At 36.9% G+C, this 15,737-nt stretch carries 16 protein-coding genes; 8 read left to right on the forward strand and 8 right to left on the reverse strand.

The window, feature by feature from the left end; all coding sequences use genetic code 11:
- Positions 1-2 precede the first annotated feature (2 nt).
- The 3 genes from ACH0QE_RS17590 to ACH0QE_RS17600 are packed head-to-tail and all read left to right on the forward strand — an operon-like array spanning position 3 to position 3,326.
- Positions 3-2,117, forward strand: a complete 2,115-nt coding sequence (locus ACH0QE_RS17590) for a peptidoglycan DD-metalloendopeptidase family protein (protein WP_415781338.1) — start codon at positions 3-5, stop codon at positions 2,115-2,117.
- Between the two features lie 41 nt (positions 2,118-2,158).
- Positions 2,159-2,704, forward strand: a complete 546-nt coding sequence (locus tag ACH0QE_RS17595; RefSeq protein ID WP_415781339.1) for a hypothetical protein — start codon at positions 2,159-2,161, stop codon at positions 2,702-2,704.
- Positions 2,697-3,326, forward strand: a complete 630-nt coding sequence (locus ACH0QE_RS17600; protein ID WP_415781340.1) for a hypothetical protein — start codon at positions 2,697-2,699, stop codon at positions 3,324-3,326. The genes ACH0QE_RS17595 and ACH0QE_RS17600 overlap by 8 nt, the downstream gene beginning before the upstream one ends.
- An 11-nt stretch (positions 3,327-3,337) precedes the next feature.
- Here ACH0QE_RS17600 and ACH0QE_RS17605 read toward each other — a convergent pair whose 3' ends face one another.
- Together ACH0QE_RS17605 and ACH0QE_RS17610 are read right to left on the reverse strand one after the other, a co-directional pair.
- Positions 3,338-4,057 carry a hypothetical protein gene (locus ACH0QE_RS17605; RefSeq protein WP_415781341.1) on the reverse strand — a complete coding sequence of 240 codons (720 nt, stop codon included), beginning with the start codon at positions 4,055-4,057 and terminating at the stop codon, positions 3,338-3,340.
- Positions 4,054-5,091, reverse strand: coding sequence for a hypothetical protein (locus ACH0QE_RS17610; protein WP_415781342.1), 1,038 nt, complete (start codon positions 5,089-5,091; stop codon positions 4,054-4,056). The genes ACH0QE_RS17605 and ACH0QE_RS17610 overlap by 4 nt, the downstream gene beginning before the upstream one ends.
- Positions 5,092-5,252: 161 nt before the next feature.
- Here ACH0QE_RS17610 and ACH0QE_RS17615 point away from each other — a divergent pair, with 161 nt between their 5' ends.
- Complete coding sequence (locus ACH0QE_RS17615; RefSeq protein WP_415781343.1) at positions 5,253-5,486, forward strand: hypothetical protein; 234 nt, start codon at positions 5,253-5,255, stop codon at positions 5,484-5,486.
- On the opposite strand, the gene ACH0QE_RS17620 is transcribed toward ACH0QE_RS17615, so the two are convergent.
- Positions 5,483-6,892 carry an MmcB family DNA repair protein gene (locus tag ACH0QE_RS17620; protein ID WP_415781344.1) on the reverse strand — a complete coding sequence of 470 codons (1,410 nt, stop codon included), beginning with the start codon at positions 6,890-6,892 and terminating at the stop codon, positions 5,483-5,485. The two genes, ACH0QE_RS17615 and ACH0QE_RS17620, sit on opposite strands and share 4 nt — an antisense overlap.
- Before the next feature lie 419 nt (positions 6,893-7,311).
- Here ACH0QE_RS17620 and ACH0QE_RS17625 point away from each other — a divergent pair, with 419 nt between their 5' ends.
- Positions 7,312-7,785, forward strand: a complete 474-nt coding sequence (locus ACH0QE_RS17625; protein WP_415781345.1) for a hypothetical protein — start codon at positions 7,312-7,314, stop codon at positions 7,783-7,785.
- Positions 7,769-8,395, forward strand: coding sequence for a hypothetical protein (locus ACH0QE_RS17630; RefSeq protein WP_415781346.1), 627 nt, complete (start codon positions 7,769-7,771; stop codon positions 8,393-8,395). Before ACH0QE_RS17625 ends, ACH0QE_RS17630 begins: the two co-directional genes overlap by 17 nt.
- 50 nt (positions 8,396-8,445) lie before the next feature.
- On the opposite strand, the gene ACH0QE_RS17635 is transcribed toward ACH0QE_RS17630, so the two are convergent.
- Positions 8,446-8,781 (reverse strand): YolD-like family protein, encoded by a 336-nt coding sequence (locus ACH0QE_RS17635; protein ID WP_415781348.1) that lies wholly within the window; start codon positions 8,779-8,781, stop codon positions 8,446-8,448.
- Positions 8,782-8,956: 175 nt separating this feature from the next.
- On the opposite strand from ACH0QE_RS17635, the gene ACH0QE_RS17640 reads away from it, so the two are divergent.
- On the forward strand, positions 8,957-9,124 hold the full coding sequence (locus ACH0QE_RS17640; RefSeq protein WP_415781349.1) for a hypothetical protein: 168 nt from the start codon (positions 8,957-8,959) through the stop codon (positions 9,122-9,124).
- A gap of 105 nt (positions 9,125-9,229) precedes the next feature.
- Here ACH0QE_RS17640 and xerS read toward each other — a convergent pair whose 3' ends face one another.
- The 4 genes from xerS to ACH0QE_RS17660 form a co-directional block, all read right to left on the reverse strand.
- Complete coding sequence (gene xerS / locus ACH0QE_RS17645) at positions 9,230-10,357, reverse strand: tyrosine recombinase XerS (protein WP_415781350.1); 1,128 nt, start codon at positions 10,355-10,357, stop codon at positions 9,230-9,232.
- A gap of 27 nt (positions 10,358-10,384) precedes the next feature.
- Positions 10,385-11,008, reverse strand: a complete 624-nt coding sequence (locus ACH0QE_RS17650) for a hypothetical protein (protein ID WP_415801825.1) — start codon at positions 11,006-11,008, stop codon at positions 10,385-10,387.
- Between the two features lie 122 nt (positions 11,009-11,130).
- The gene (locus tag ACH0QE_RS17655) at positions 11,131-13,839 is read right to left on the reverse strand and encodes a DNA methyltransferase (protein WP_415801826.1); all 2,709 of its coding nucleotides are present in this window, start codon (positions 13,837-13,839) and stop codon (positions 11,131-11,133) included.
- 42 nt (positions 13,840-13,881) lie between these two features.
- Complete coding sequence (locus ACH0QE_RS17660) at positions 13,882-14,163, reverse strand: hypothetical protein (RefSeq protein ID WP_415780306.1); 282 nt, start codon at positions 14,161-14,163, stop codon at positions 13,882-13,884.
- 493 nt (positions 14,164-14,656) lie between these two features.
- Between ACH0QE_RS17660 and ACH0QE_RS17665 the strand changes: the two genes are divergently transcribed.
- Positions 14,657-15,736 (forward strand): SIR2 family protein, encoded by a 1,080-nt coding sequence (locus ACH0QE_RS17665; RefSeq protein ID WP_415780305.1) that lies wholly within the window; start codon positions 14,657-14,659, stop codon positions 15,734-15,736.
- Position 15,737: the final 1 nt, after the last annotated feature.

The following is a 15,737-nucleotide window of genomic DNA, read 5'->3' on the forward strand; positions in this document are numbered from 1 at the left end:
AGATGCTACCTCAACCTGAACAGAGAGAGAAGTCCGCTATTAGGAACTATGCAGAAAAAAAGGCTCAACAACAAGGGAGAAAATTAACAAAGAAACTAGCAAAAAAAGGAGCCAAGGTTGCTCTAAAATTGATCAAGGCGGCAGCGATGAAGTTCGTTGCCCTCTTGTCCAAACTCCTAATATGGTTAGCCGGAACAATAGGATTACCAGTAATCGGCATTGGCCTTTTGATAATTGTAGCTTTAATTGTAATCTCGTTGTCCTGGTCCTTCCTTTTTGGTACAGGAGAAGGGTTGGAAGGGGATGATAAAGCCACGCATGAGTACATTATTCAACAAGCAAATGGCACAGTGGACATGAACAGTTCCCTGGAACGTCCTTACCGTGTACCCGAAAAATTAATTGCAGCAACAATACAGCTAGAAGCATTTCAAAAAAATGATGATATAAAAGAAATCATCCGTAAAATGGCTAATTCCTTAGCTCCTCGATTCGATTACGGGAAATACAACGAATGGAAAGAAAAACAAGTCTTAGTTTACGAAGATGGAAAACTTGTGAAGGAAGGAAAAGTCCAGCATACCGATAACTATGTTTCAAAATTAGATCATGTTGAATACTGGAATGGCTCTACAACATTCAAGTATACACCAAAAATTACACCATGGAAGACCACTGAAAAAATCACTTATAGAGAAGAAAAGTATACGGAAACAGTTCAACAATCCTATACAGAAACAGTTAAAGAAAATTACACAGTATATGAAACAAATCCTGTCTATAAAACAACTAAGGTGCCTTATCAAGAAAGACGATTGGTAAAGTCAGTGGATGAGAATGGAAGAAGGATTCTCACCTGGGTAACCGAAACAAAATATCGGGAAGAAACAGTCGTGGAATATGTAAAGGTTCCAGTAGTTCAAACACGCGACAAACAAATTACCAAAGTTAGAGATGTGGAAGTAGAAAAAACCCGAAAAATTAAAGTCAGAACTGTGACAAAAACCCGTCAGCAATACTTCGAATCTTCTAAATCTACAACAACAGATTATGCTACTTTTGATAATGTCTTAAATTCATATTCTCTTGGGATAAAAGACAAACAGCTTATTGAGGCAAACTATCTATTTTTAGGCGGTAACATCGCTTATACAGACTGGCTAAAAACTATGGGCGGGGGCGATTTAGGTTTCATTTCTTTCGATGGAAATATTATTCCAGGATCTGGGGTGCCGCCTCAATTCATGCCTTTTTATCGTTCTGCCGAAAAAAAATATGGAGTTCATTGGTATGTGCTTGCTGCTATTCACTTTGTAGAAACTGGTTTTTCAACTCACCCTACTATGATGTCATCAGTTGGAGCGGTTGGCCACATGCAATTTATGCCTGCAACATGGGTGGGTTGGTCATATAACATTGGTGGAGGATTAGTGTCGTCTAGTACAGATATTACAAGTGTAGCAGTAATATCTCAAGGGAGAGGGTATGGAAGAGATGCCAACGGTGATGGAAAAGCAGATCCGTGGGATGTCGAGGATGCTGTACATACAGCCGCTTATTATTTATCCAAGAATGGTTATGCATCTGATCCGCGGGGTGCAGTATGGCAATACAATCATGCTGATTGGTATGTAAACAAGGTTCTTTCTAATGCTGAGAAGTTTAAAAACGAGGCGACTTATGAAGGCGGAGGTCAAACTCCCCAATTGCAACCAGGAGGATTCATGCGTCCCGCTGTAGGTCCAGTTAACTCCCCATTCGGCTCCCGCAGTGGAGGAATGCATTTCGGGATAGACATCGGACATGGCGGGAAGACGAACGTACCTATCGTTGCTGCGGCAGACGGGGTTGTAAACCGCTCATATTACTCTTCCTCGTATGGGAATGTGGTTTATATTAAGCACAATATAAACGGTCAAGCCTTTGAAACAGTCTATGCCCATATGCAAAACCGAGCTGTTGCCGCTGGAACCGCTGTAAAGCAGGGACAATTTTTAGGCTATATGGGTACCACAGGTGATTCTACTGGTGTCCATCTACATTTTGAGGTTCACAGAAATCAATGGACGTCAAATAAGGGGAATGCTTTAAACCCCGCTTTATTAATACCATTCTAACAACCGGGGGTACGCCCCCCAAAAAAAAGGAGGAATTATTTATGAAAAAGTGGTTCGTACTCTTAACATTGGTATTGAGCATGACCTTGTTGGGTGCTTGTTCTTCGAAAGAAAAAACCACATCTGCTGAAAGTAAAATAAAAGTTACTGAAGAAAATAAATCCTATTTAGAAGTCTATGATAAATCATTACAAGGGTTTATTAACGAAATGACAAGCATTTTAAAAACGTTTAACGACTCCCTGGATGGAATCTATACTCAGGAGTATAGCAAGGATCAATTTGCTCAGGCTATCACCTCAAGTATCGAAAAGTCAAATAAGCTTGTTACTGATGTGGAATCAGTCGATGTCAAACCTGAATTATTTGAAGCTCACCAAAATCTTATCGTGCTTATAAATCGATCTCATCAACTTTTGCTGGACGCTGTTGATATGGCCAAATCAGAAGATCGGGAAATAGAAAAAGACGTACTTCGAATGGAGTTTATTGAAATTAAAACAGAACAGGCGAAAATCGCTAACCAGTGGAAAATCCTAAGAGAAGAACTAGAAGCATCTGAACAGGAAGCAAAAAGCAATGGATAAAAAAAAGATTTCGGCTATTGCTTTACTATTGTTTTTAATCGGGCTCCTCTTCTATTTAATTGTTGCCCCAGAAGGGGAGCAGGAAGATATGGATTTAGACAAGACAAAAGAAGAGGTATTGAAGGAAATCAATTCTTCCGAAGAATATGTGAAAAACACAGTAGATTGGGCAGACAAGGATACTGAAATTGCTTATTTTAACCCTCCACACGTGGAAGAATCAAACTATGATCCAAAAAAAGATGTGGCTAAATACTTTATTGCTGGATTGCTGACAAACGACATAGATATCTTTCTCTCCAGTTTTTATGTGCAAACTATATCTGAGGATTTATTTAGAAGTAAAGAACCTGATAAAATGTTAGTAACTAAAGAAATTATGCGACAAATCACCCGGGATAATCAATTAAAGGAAATTAAATACTCTGATAAAAAAGGAGTATTTAATACAGAAACCAATAAGCTTTCCCTTACTCTAATCTATAAAGATAATAAAGAGGCCAGAATTAATTTACAAGCCATTCTACTCGAGGACGCTCATGGAGATCATGAAGAAAAAGTCTATGTTATTACGACATCAGTTTGGGATATTATAGAACAAATAAAGACCCGCATTCAGTAAAATGCGGGTCTTTATGTGCGTAAAGTAATTTCATTTTTTGCCTTATTCCAAGAACCAAATACTCTAAAATATACTTGACTAGAGGGTAAGTGGTTTTCAGAAGCATAGTCATCCCATCGAGTCATACTACTGTGCAGGAAACGCTCTTTATGGCACTTAGTGAGATTGATTAACTCTTCTTTTGTTATTACATACCTATTTCTCTTATTGACGATAGAAAGGATATCATTATAATCAAAATGCTTTTTTATAGTTTTATAAGTCGGCAGTTTATTCTCCTTTGCATATTCATCCCATTGTTTACGGTTTTCATAATGTTCAGCATGAGTTGTCAATATTTTCTCGATATCTTCTCTAGAGTATAGATCGTCCTTCCTCTTTTCATCCCCTAAACCAATATGCACTTTGAGTTTTTGCCAACTACCAAAAGCTTTTATAAAAGTCGCGGAAGCAGGCAATCCATTTTTTTTAGAATATTCATCCCATATTGATTTTCTGCGAAATTTATCCTTATGAAGAAAGGCGATTTCCTCCAATTCCGAAAACTTATAGCTTCTATACTTATTAGGCACCCCCAAAGTTCTTTTTACGTTAGACCAGGATTTAAAGTGATAAATCAAGGTGACAGAAGGGGGAAGCCCCTGATTTTTCGCGTACGCGTCCCAAGCCTTTATTGTCGTAATATGTTCTTTATGTGGTTCCAGAATCTCTAAAAATGCTTTTTTATTCATTCATGCTCCTTCATTTCCTTTTCTGAATCAAGCATCATTTTTACAACATCTTCGTTATTCGCATCGAACATTTTCATTCGATTTACAAGATTGTTGAAAATACGCTTCTCGGTTGTTTTTTTTAGGTTGTTTAGAATAGTTTCTTTAGTGCTGAAATATTCGGTTTGAGTATCCTTTACATAGTTCGCATATTCTATGGTATGCCTGTAATTCTTAAAACTCCGTTTTACGTCCTCACTGTTCGAATGAAGAAATTTTTTTATTTTTACAGAAGGTGCAACAATCCTGTCGTGTTTATTAAATCGAACGATAAATTGACTAGGTAAGATTTCAAACATGGATGTTTTTTTATATTTTTGTGGTTCATACCCCTCTACAAAAAGTGGTATCATCTCGATATCCCCAGCATCATATTTTCCTGTTTCGAAATTAATTGGCCTTGGCAACAACATATAAAGGTGATTTTCTTCAGTTAAGCCAAGTAGAAATAAATCATCCCCTAATGTCGGAATGCGATTCAGCCGACCTAACGCTTGCTCTCTTGGAACTTCAAGAGTGTACTCCCTTAATAATTGGTCTTGGGGATTCCCGAGTAACATTCTCCTTTCCGCTTCTTCCCCGTGCTTTTTACGGTTAAAGATTAACTGGTAAAGGCCATACAACAGAGCAATAGGAAAGCCCACTATATAGATAATAGGCATCATAATCGCCAAGGCTGTCTTTTCGTTTGTAAAAACAAAAGTTAAGATTAAGGTGATAAACATTAACAGGATCAACGTGGCAATGAACAGGATAGACAATTTGAAAACAAACATGAATACAGCTAAACCCGTTAATCCAGCTTCTCCTTCATACACCAATCCAGCATTCCTGAAAAAATCCACTATTCCCATAGCATCCAAAAAAGGGGAAATTCGTTCCCATTGGTATGCTACCAAAAGGGCAACTGCTATCCCAAATAGTCCAGCAAGCCCTGTTTGCTTGCCTCTGTGATATTGAAGGGCTCCGTTTGCTATACTTAGCAATGTGTTCATAAATTCTCACCGCCAGATTATAAAATCAATACTAAATATTACACTTTATATTATCATTATAATACCTGAATTTGGTAAGGTCAATATGCTTTATACTATATAACGGGTTCATATTTATTAGCAATATGCGCAAGTTTCCAGGAAGGGAGTTTTAGGGTTCAATGGCTATATTGATTACAATTAAATACGATTCCCCAGCGGGTTTGGTTACCCAGCAAGGAATATTCCAGACAAAAGGAAAAAGGCCAGAAGAACTCGCATTCAATTGGTGGCAAGAAATTAAACGAACGGTATTCTTCGACAGGCTGATTAAAGTGGAATTGAATGAGTCTGAGAACATCACTGAAACAATTTTACAAATGGAAAAAGCCCCGGGGGCAGCAGGGCTTAATTAGTATCCGAATATGAACTTCTTGGAAAGACCACGGGCAACAGCAAAAATAATGCTCTCCCTATTTTTCGGAGAACATTCAACTTCACATGGCGATTGGACATTAAGACTGTTTCCTTTCGGAAGTAACAGTCCTGATCCAGCGTGTATATGCCAATTAGAATCATCCAGAAAAAAGTAAAAATCATCACAGTAATCTAGATACTGGGTCCATTTCTTGTCGGATAAATAATCTCTGCGCGAAGCCTTTACCTCTACTGCAATTATATGGCCATGTTCGTTGTAGCCAATTACATCTATTCTTTTACCGCTATCGAGCGTAAACTCCGTTAAACATGCATACCCTTGGTGGAATAACCATTTAAGGGCAATATCCTGTAATTCGCCATGTCTTTTAATTTCCCTCATAGAAAGTTTATTACTTGCTTCCACTTGTTCAAAGAACGATTTGGGGGAATTTTTTCTGAGAGAACTCATTTCTTCTTGTATTTCTTCTCTCTCTAATTGAATAGCTCTAATACCCTCCTTCAACTGAGCAATTTCGTCTTCATAGTCACTTAATAATCCTCTTACTCCTTTGTAGCCTGGATTTCTTGGAATATCCCAATTTCTTGTGAATTCGTTATTTTCACCCCTTCGAGATTCCTTTTCATAATTCCAGGAGCAATCCCATCCTCGTTTCCACCGCTTCAGCAGATCTGCTGCGATCATATCTAGGTCCTTGATTAGAAAGATGTATTGGGCATTAGCATTCTCGTTCATCCAATCATCATAATGAGGATTCATTATTGATGGTGGCTTGTTAAAAAAAATGGCGCCCTTTTCCTGTAGGTTCTTTTGCCATCTGTAATCCAATCTTTTTGCTAAACAGAGTCTGCCGTCTTTGGTGACTCCTAAGTGTTCCAGTAAAAAATCTCTGACTGACTTTTCGTATTTATTAAGATAGCTTTCTTTATTAGCGATTTCATTCTGCATTTGACTTAACTCTTCTTGCTTTTTTAGCAAGATTTTTTCGTTATGGTCCAGCCTGGAAAGTTTTAAATCGACCTCATTTTGAAATTTATTAATCCTTGCCATCTTTTCCCTCAATGCCGGAATATGTTTGCTTAATTCATCTCTCGTTATAGAAGGGGAAACGGAATGAAGAATTTCATTTAACCCCGGCCAATCCTTTTCCTTAGCTAGAGAGGTAAGAACTAATGCCTTTGTCCCCAGCTTAGTTAAAAGAACCCAGGCTTCTTCACTAACTTTTCCATTGGTTAAAGAAAGCAAGTTTTTATATCTGGACAGCCGCTTGGCCTGATCTAAAGATATTCCGAACATCTTAGGGATTTCTTTTACTTTCACACCGTTTTTTAGTGCTTCTAAGACTTTAAGACTAAGAGGATCCATACCATTAATCCCAACCACAAAATCACTCCCCAAAAAGTGTACCGTACACTACACTTATTATAGCTAACCAGCTGGAAAAAGTCCAAGCAAAATAGAGCTATTTTGTCCTGTTTAAGGGAGCATGGATAAATCTATATACCAGGAATTAAAGAATATACATATTATTTTACTCTGACTTTTACAACCTTAAAGCCTGCTTTTTTAGCTTTTTCAGACGCTTCTTTCATTGCTTTCAATTCTTTCTCCTGTCGTTTCTTCTTTAGCATCATGCATCCTCCTTCGTACAACTTTCTTAGCTGCATTATTAACCAAATCACTATTAAATATACAAGAATAAGTTCTAACCTTGTCCTCCCCTGATTATATATATCGTAAGAATGGAAATGTGGAAAAGTGACCATGGAATACAACAAAAAAATGAAGAGGTGGGGGAGAGGATGGGGTACATCAACCCTTTATTTGAAAATAATAAAATAGTAAAAAATGAAACTCAAACCAAGATTGATAAGCCGGAACCAATAATACCGAGATCCATTCGCAAAGACAAAACCCATTCGATAAAGTTTCCCGTAACCCCTTTAATGCAAATGAAACTAAAGAGTCAATTTAAACAAGCTAAACGACTAGGGATGTCAGGAAAGAGAGGCGAACTTACTCAAACGAAATTCAACACTTACCTGCTACACTTCGGTCTGCAGCATCCGCACATCATTTGGTGGAAGGATAAATACAGTGATACCAAGACTTATATGCATACAAATATCCTGGAAACAATATATGAAGCAGAAATAGGGGGGCCTCATGGTTTAGCAATACAAAAAAACCTCTCGGAGCGAAAGGTGGTATACCACATTATTAACTCGGTTTTAAAATGGCTGGAAGGAGAGGGGAGTATTGAAAAGATCTTATAGCCAGTTAAATATGTTGCAGAATCATTTGTCAAACACCATGGAATCGCCTCGGTTCTTTAAGCGACTCTTTTTGAGCGATAGACAGCTTATAACTGTTGAAATTCCGTATTATGACTTTATCCGCGGGAAAGTCTTTATTGATGATTTAAGGGATAACTTCACCGAAGACGTACCATTCCAGTTTGGGATAAGCGAGTTACTCTATATGTTATATGACGACTTCCTTAATCAAGTGAAAAGGGGAGCTAAAAACGACCAAATTGCCGGCTACCTTAAATCCGGAATCCAGCGCCATTTTACAAGCAAAAAAAGAGAGAAACGAATCTTAAAACCTTTAACTAACCACGTTTTTGAATTTGAAACTATCGAAGAAGATGATTCGCCATCCCAGAAGGTGAAAACGGCTTATCTAGACATCCGAATGAAAGAATCTGAGGTTTTACGTGCGGAAGTGCTTTTATTCGATTTAGAGCCATTTCTGGGCGATACAGAACTGTCCATAGAACAAATGATTGCTATTGTATATTTAGACTTTATTGACAATGTAAAGGCGGAAGGGAACTCTTTGAAAGTCCAAAAGTCAATCCTTGCACATCTGAAAAAGCTTTAAAGACATCCTAATCCCAAAGAAAGCCGCTTTTCACACGAAAAGTGGCTTCACTAGTTAATCGTAATATCAACTATTTCAGTCAACTTAATTTCAATCCATTCCCCAAACTTATCGACAATTTTAAGCGTTCTTTTCATTTCATTGTAATAGTGAAAATGGCCAATGATCAATTTGTATTGCCGCTTCGTATAGTAAGTGACGGCCGCGGTTTGGTTGAATTCCATGCTTTTATAAATAATTTCATTAAGTTGTTCAAGCTGTTGTTCATCTAATAGTGGTTTTTTTACCTCTTCTAGCTCTTCGTACATTCGATTAAGTTTAGATGAAAGGTCTGGTTGAAAGGAAACCATCCTGAACTTCATTTTTCCTCGATCTTTGATTGACATTAGTACTCACCCTTCGGAACGTTTGTTCTAATTTTACCCATTCAGTGACAATATAACAACAGATTTTAAACTTAAACCGGTGTTAAGGCCTATCTCTCAATAAACCGATGGAGGATATGGCTTCCTATACAACTTAAGTGTTTTTAAGTAAGATGAAAGAGGGGGGCGATTTTGTATGAACAACAAGGAATTTATTGACTTTTTGCACAGCTTAGAGAAAAAAGAATTGACTGAGTTGACTATTTATCTTACTGGTTATTACGAGAAACAGGGATTCAAAGAGGTAGCATTAGATTTTCTTAGTCGAACAAAAGATATCGAAGAAAGAACAATGAAGAAATGAAAAGGAAAACTATTGCGTACTACTTATTTTGCCTGAGGATTGCACTTTTTCTCTGACTCAAAAGAAACTTGCACAATATAAGAACTGAGGCCTCGAGTTAAAGCCTCAGTTTTTATTTCTGGATTTATCCATCCTGTCTATGACTTTCTTACTTTCCGCTGCTGATAAGTTTGTATATTTGCTTGTCGCTTCCATAGAACTGTGACCTAATTGATCTCTTAGCAAAACCAGATTTCCGCCTGTGCGAATCCACTCACTTGCGAAAGTGTGACGGAATTTATGTGGACTTAGCGCTTGACCTGTTGAGTCACCTTGTGAGTTAAAAGCGACTGTATATTTCGCGACAAGGTTTTGTATGGCCCGTACCGATATAGGATGAGCATTACCCTTATAGCGAGTAACAAAGACATAAGGTACGCTATTAGCGCTCTTATAACGCTCTTCTCTAACCTGAAGGTAACTTTTTAATGCTTTAAGAGCAGAAGGGAGGACCAGTACCGTATCTTCTTTGTTTCCCTTACGTATGATGTCGATCTGTTCTTTTTTGAAGTTGATATCATGAATCAGTAGATTAGCAATTTCACTTACGCGAACTCCGCTGCCTAGCAAGACGCTTATAATGGCAATATCCCGTTCTTTGTCCCGCAAAAATAAGGACAGCTGGTGTTTGCTGAGGTTCTTTTCATACTCAACTTCTAAAAAATACAAAAAATCATCAATTTCCTGGTCCGAAAGAATAATTGAACTTATTTTTTTTGCGCGCCGGTTGGCCGTAATCTTTTCTTTACTCAACTTGATTTTGCTGAAAACATTTCGATAAAAGTAGCACTCACCGTCCTGATTTTCGGTTTCTTGAGTGAGATAGTTAAACAGCGATTTAAGTGCATTAATGTTTCTCAACACAGCATCATTTGATCTTTTCTTAGGGACTCCATTCCTCTCCTGAATGACTTCTTCTTCTAAGTGCTCTTTATAATACTCCACATTCTCTTTACTGAGCTTTTCCAGTGTTTCAAGAGAAGTTTCCCTAATAAGTTCTACATTTGAAATCCCCTCTTGCCGAAGCCATTGAAAGAACTTATAGAAATCATGCACATATCCAAGAAGGGTAGAAGCGGAATATTTACTTCGTTTTTTTGCCCTTATATATTCCACAACATAAGGCGGCATATCAGCTAATTTAGCTTCTAGCCGCTTTTCGTGTACCATCTTTTCTCTTGATGGAGCAGGCATCGCATACCATCCTTTCTAAGATAGATTTTAAACTGACCGCTTGTAATCGCCATATAAATTCGGATAAATTTCTTCTTTGACCCTCTTGAAATTCTTAGTGATTGTATACTGATAATAAGAAACTATAAGCATTAATAATAAAAGCAATCCATAAATAGAAAAGAAAATACTATGTATCTCTGTTATGTTTAAAACCATGAATCCGGTCCCAACCGATAGTAAGAAAGAAAGAGCTCTAGAAACGAAAAAGATTATCTTCAAACGATTTTCTAAACAAAAGTAAACCTCAAAAGAGGAATATGCATTTTTAGCCTGCAGACGCCAGGAATCTTTAGCCTTTTCCATTCGCTCCTTGAACTCAGTTAAAAGCTTATCTTCGCGGCTTTTTATTGGTTCTATTGCTCGATCAAACAAAATTTGCTTTTGAATCATTTGAAATTCATCCTTGTGTGCTTCCAGTACAGTTTTTTTCCAACTATTATTTTCAGAGGTAATCACTTTTTTATTAATGCCTGTAAGCGCAGTAAAGAGGGCTGCTGCATTAGTAAAACAGAACAAGGCAATTAGCAGGGATACATTGTTGCTAATGTAATTAGGATATAGAAGTCGGTTTAAAAAAAGGAGCCCGGAAGCAAAAGCTATCCAGGTCATTATCAGAATAAACCACCTAAAGCTGAAGTAGTGGGACATTAAAGTAACACTTCCATTCTTTTTGTCGATTTTTGTCGAATTGTGCGTGAAATACAATTTTAATGAACATTTATTTCAGTTTATTATTTTCTTGCCTTTTGAACATATAGATCGAAAAGGTGGGCAACTCGCTCTTCATCAGTTTTGAAGGTCTTACCATAGGCTTTTTCTACCGCTTTATCTAATTCATAGTGAGCTTTCAACAAATCTGGGGGAGTGGACAAAGGATCATATAAATCTGCTAGTGTACTATCAGGATACTTACTCCGTACATCCAAAATCCTTTTTGCCTTTTTCACTATTTCATCTTTCTGCTTCTCTGTTGGCTCTGGAAATACAAAGTTGTTGTAAACCAGTGTATTGGAATATCTATATCGACTTTCTAAGCGTCCGCAAACTGTCCGCATCCAAGCCATATGCATGGAAGAATTCAAAATGCCAAACAAAAACAAATCCGCATTAGCAACTTGAATAGCTGAATCACCGCAGATTGTAGGGGATTTGAAATAACCAATTGGAATAATTTTTCGATTTTCAGAAGTGTGTCTAGGAATAATTAAAATATCTTCATCGGTGGTTCTATCTTCTGTCAATCGAGTAGGAAAATCCGCCCATTTTCTTGTGGCAGCTTTTTTACTTAATGACCGCATTCTTTTTACGTTCTCAACCCGCTCTAACACATGGGGCATTTTTCTTAATTCTTCTGGTGGGCAATCCGCTAGATATAAACAATAACGTTGATAACCGTTGATCAATTCATGACTTCCCACCCAGGGTCTAAAATATTTTTCTGACAAAGGCTCCTTGACAATAAACTCCTTCATTTCCTCTTCCTTGAATAAGTAGTTACCACCATCGGTAGGTTGGCTACCTTTAGTCATTGATGGTGCATTACTGATGGGTTCTCTTCGTTTTTCTATAAATACAACGGGTGCTTCCAATAAGTATTGATTAATCATCTCCACCGATTTGGAAGTGGGTTCTCCAATGATACTAGGATAAGAAAATAAAGTTTTCGGAAGGCCTCTCATGCTGCTAAAGCCAATAATCACGCAGTAAACCGCCGCTTTCCCCTTGGCCTCGTTATTCCATCTAAAAGTTTGGTGGGCAAAGTGAATCTCCACGTCTTTTTGTAACATTAAATATCTCCAAAGAATAATCGCTTGCTCGCCCTGAACCACCGAGTTAGTGGATACCAGGCCAACTTTTATTTTTGTTCCTCTAATGTAATCTGCTGCTTTAACATACCATCCTGTTACAAAGTCGAGCGAACCAGCCTTCGGTATCACTTTCGTAACTTGTTTCAAATCCTCTTTTTGCTCTGATGTCATCAAACTTGAGCCTATAAAGGGTGGATTCCCCAAAATGTAATTTAGTTGATTCTTGGCAATAACATCACTCCAATCAAGATGGAGGGCGTTACCATGCACAATATGAGGTCGTTTCCTTAACGGCAAACGGACAAAATATTCTCCAAATTCATTGCTCACCTTCATGTTCATTTGATGGTCAATGAGCCATAAGGCCACTTGAGCAATTTGTGAGGCAAATTCATCAATTTCAATGCCGTAAAATTGATCTACGTCTACTTTTACCCACAAATCAATATTTAGAGTCATTTGTCCTCGGAGTAATTCTCGTATGACTTCTAGTTCCAAGATTCGAATTTCACGATATGAAATAATCAGGAAATTTCCACAACCACAAGCAGGATCCAAAAATTTCAGTAATGCCAACTTATCGTGGAATTCATGAAGTCTTTCCTCTCGGCGCGTCTTAATGTTTTTGATTTTCTCAAACTCTTCCCAAAGCTCATCCAAAAAAAGAGGCTTAATCACTTTTAAGATGTTTTCTTCACTTGTATAATGAGCACCTAAGGTTCGGCGCTGCCCTGCATCCATCACACTTTGAAATAAAGATCCAAAAACGGCAGGGGAGATAAGCCCCCAATCTAACGCAGCACTTTCAAGTAGTAATTCTCTCATTTCAGAATCAAAGGTAGCTATTCCTAGCCTTTCCGCAAATAAACTGCCGTTTACATATGGAAATTTATTAAGTATTTCATCAATGTTTTTTGCCCGGTTTTCAACTGGTGTGTTAAGCGTTTCATATAGACCGGCAAGGTATAGACCGAGGTCGTGACCATCCTCCGAAGTTTCATGTTCTATGTAATCACGGAAGAGATTTTTTTCAAAAATACCGGTATCATCAGCAAATAAGCAGAATAAAAGCCTAACTAGGAATACTTCTAAATCGTGGCCAGCATAACCTACGGATTTTAACTTATCATGCAGTTCTCCCATTTTTTCCGCTGCTTTAATATTAACAGGATCTTGTTCCTTTATTTCTTGCTTTTGGTATCCGGCAATGAATCCAAATAATTCAATATTTTGAGCAAACTGATTTAACTTAAACCGTCTGTCTCCACCTTGTTCCAAATCATATAAAACAAAGTTTTCAAAGTCAGACACCAATATGTACTTTGGCAACTCTGATTCTTTTAATCCAGGAAAGTAATCTGTGGCTTGTTTATATGCCCGCTCAAGATCTTTTCCTTTTGATTTGTGTTCAATCAGAAGGACACCTTTCCAAAGCAAGTCAATGAACCCTTGGCCATTTAAGGTTTTTACGTGTTTTTCGAAAGCGGCAACTCGGCGGCGAGAAATGCCAAAAACATCAAAAAAGTCATCCCAAAAACTTTTAGCTTCAGCATGTTCCCGGGTTTCATCTTTCCACTCATTTTGAAACCGAATGGCCCTCGTTCGGATTTCCTGCCATGAAAGATTAGCCATTTTTTCAACTCCATTCAATACAAGATGGTTTTTATCAGATGCTTAATAACTTTTTCTTTTACCCCCATTGAGATAAATTATAGCAACTACAACACCGGTCATACTCAAAAAATAGCTGGCAATATTGAAGTTTGAGAAATTGAAATATGGAGAAAGAATTGTAGAAAGTTCCTCACTATAAACAGTTAATAGCATCGCCAGAAAAATTAAAGAAAATGATCTTATAACTCTTTTATTTACTCCTTTTGTAATTGCCAAGAACCCTGTGAATACCATAGATAACCCCATGGTTACAGAGGTTAAAATTTTTAAAGTTTCTATCATTACACAACCGCCTCCTTTAAATAATGATGTACGTTGAAGAAAATCGTCCTACATTCAAATATTAGAAAATCGCCTAAATAACAGGCTTTATTTATTAATGTAGGTATATTCTCTTCAAAAAATAAATGAAAAGAATACGCCTACATAATGTTAAAATGAAGAAAAACAACCAACATAACTAACATAACCTTAGCATTAATCCATTTGGTATGTATAGTACACACGAATAACAGTATTTGTCATCGATAAATAACATTTTCTTTGTTATTAACTAATGACCTTAAGATACTTCTCTTACTGACTTCTATATTTAATAGTTCCCGAATTTTTCTGTGGTTGATAAAAAAATTGCCTCCTTTGTATTTCCCTCTAATTAGTAAAATAAATTCAAATTATGCCTTGCCTCTTAAACAAAATAATTCAATAAATAGCAGGAAAATTTACTTTTTGTAAAGAATTGTATTTTTATGTATATGTATAGGAGGTGATTTCTTTGGTATTTTCAAAATTTGCTGAAGATGTTTTCTCAAAAAATCCAGTGTTTGTAGTTGGTAGTGGGACTTCTTCCGGAGCCGGAATATCAGGAATGTGGTCACTTGGTAATTATCTGGTTGGAAATGTAAAAACCAACGATTTTGAAGCTGAGGACCTACGTCATTGGGAGGTTTTCATAGAAAAAATATCTGAAGGAATTGGATTAGAGGAAGCATTACAGAGTCTCGGTGATATTTCAGAAAAGTTTACTGATTCCATTGTTCAAGCTACTTGGAATTGCATTCTTATGGATGAAATGACACCTTTTTTGAAAATTTCAAGTGGGGAAGATATAACAGGCTTTAGTCGATTATTTAAAAGGTTTAGAAGCACAAACATTGATAGCATAAATATTATTACCACTAATTATGACCACCTAATTGAAGTATCAGCTGCATTCGAAAATTGGGAAGTATGGGATGGGTTTGGTAATGGAGTATTATCTCGACCAATGAATTCAGTCTTATTTAAAAGTAAAATGAGGAAATTAATAAGACCTGGAAGTAAGCCAATATTTGAAACTACTAAGCATGTCAAAATCTATAAACCTCATGGGTCATTGTCATGGTTTAAGCTTGAAAACAATTCCTTTATTAAGATACCTTCAATTTCTTCCCAGCAAATTGAAAATCTCAAGAATCTAGGTATAAAGCCAGTAATTGTTACACCAGGTATAGGTAAATACCTTGAAACTCATTATGAACCCTATAATAATGTTATGGCTGAAATGCAACAAAGCATACATGATGCAAAGGCAATGATATTTTTAGGTTTTGGATTTAATGATATACATATTCAAGCTAGTTTTCAATCTATATTAAGAAACGAAAATATCCCCAAGTTGATTGCAACTAGAACGTTAACTCCTAGTTTTTTTTCCTTAATTCAAAGAAATGAATTGAAAAACTTTTATGCAATAGAAAAATTTGAGGATAGCTCTAGAGTCATTTCTGATCTCCAAGATGAGCAGGTGTTTTCTACCTCTAATGAGGCTTGGAGTTTACATGGGTTATTAAATATGATTTGGGGAGAAGAATAAT

Origin of the sequence: Mesobacillus sp. (assembly GCF_047739415.1) — a bacterium.
Classification (GTDB): Bacteria; Bacillota; Bacilli; order Bacillales; family Cytobacillaceae; genus Mesobacillus.

Excerpts from the sequence above, each read along its gene's own strand:
- ACH0QE_RS17655 (WP_415801826.1), bottom strand. The coding sequence starts at position 13,839 with ATGGCTAATCTTTCATGGCAGGAAATCCGAACGAGGGCCATTCGGTTT.
- ACH0QE_RS17650 (WP_415801825.1), bottom strand. The coding sequence starts at position 11,008 with ATGACCTGGATAGCTTTTGCTTCCGGGCTCCTTTTTTTAAACCGACTT.
- ACH0QE_RS17590 (WP_415781338.1), top strand. The coding sequence starts at position 3 with ATGCTACCTCAACCTGAACAGAGAGAGAAGTCCGCTATTAGGAACTAT.
- ACH0QE_RS17640 (WP_415781349.1), top strand. The coding sequence starts at position 8,957 with ATGAACAACAAGGAATTTATTGACTTTTTGCACAGCTTAGAGAAAAAA.
- ACH0QE_RS17625 (WP_415781345.1), top strand. The coding sequence starts at position 7,312 with ATGGGGTACATCAACCCTTTATTTGAAAATAATAAAATAGTAAAAAAT.
- xerS (WP_415781350.1), bottom strand. The coding sequence starts at position 10,357 with ATGCCTGCTCCATCAAGAGAAAAGATGGTACACGAAAAGCGGCTAGAA.
- ACH0QE_RS17635 (WP_415781348.1), bottom strand. The coding sequence starts at position 8,781 with ATGTCAATCAAAGATCGAGGAAAAATGAAGTTCAGGATGGTTTCCTTT.
- ACH0QE_RS17600 (WP_415781340.1), top strand. The coding sequence starts at position 2,697 with ATGGATAAAAAAAAGATTTCGGCTATTGCTTTACTATTGTTTTTAATC.
- ACH0QE_RS17595 (WP_415781339.1), top strand. The coding sequence starts at position 2,159 with ATGAAAAAGTGGTTCGTACTCTTAACATTGGTATTGAGCATGACCTTG.
- ACH0QE_RS17615 (WP_415781343.1), top strand. The coding sequence starts at position 5,253 with ATGGCTATATTGATTACAATTAAATACGATTCCCCAGCGGGTTTGGTT.
- ACH0QE_RS17660 (WP_415780306.1), bottom strand. The coding sequence starts at position 14,163 with ATGATAGAAACTTTAAAAATTTTAACCTCTGTAACCATGGGGTTATCT.
- ACH0QE_RS17610 (WP_415781342.1), bottom strand. The coding sequence starts at position 5,091 with ATGAACACATTGCTAAGTATAGCAAACGGAGCCCTTCAATATCACAGA.
- ACH0QE_RS17605 (WP_415781341.1), bottom strand. The coding sequence starts at position 4,057 with ATGAATAAAAAAGCATTTTTAGAGATTCTGGAACCACATAAAGAACAT.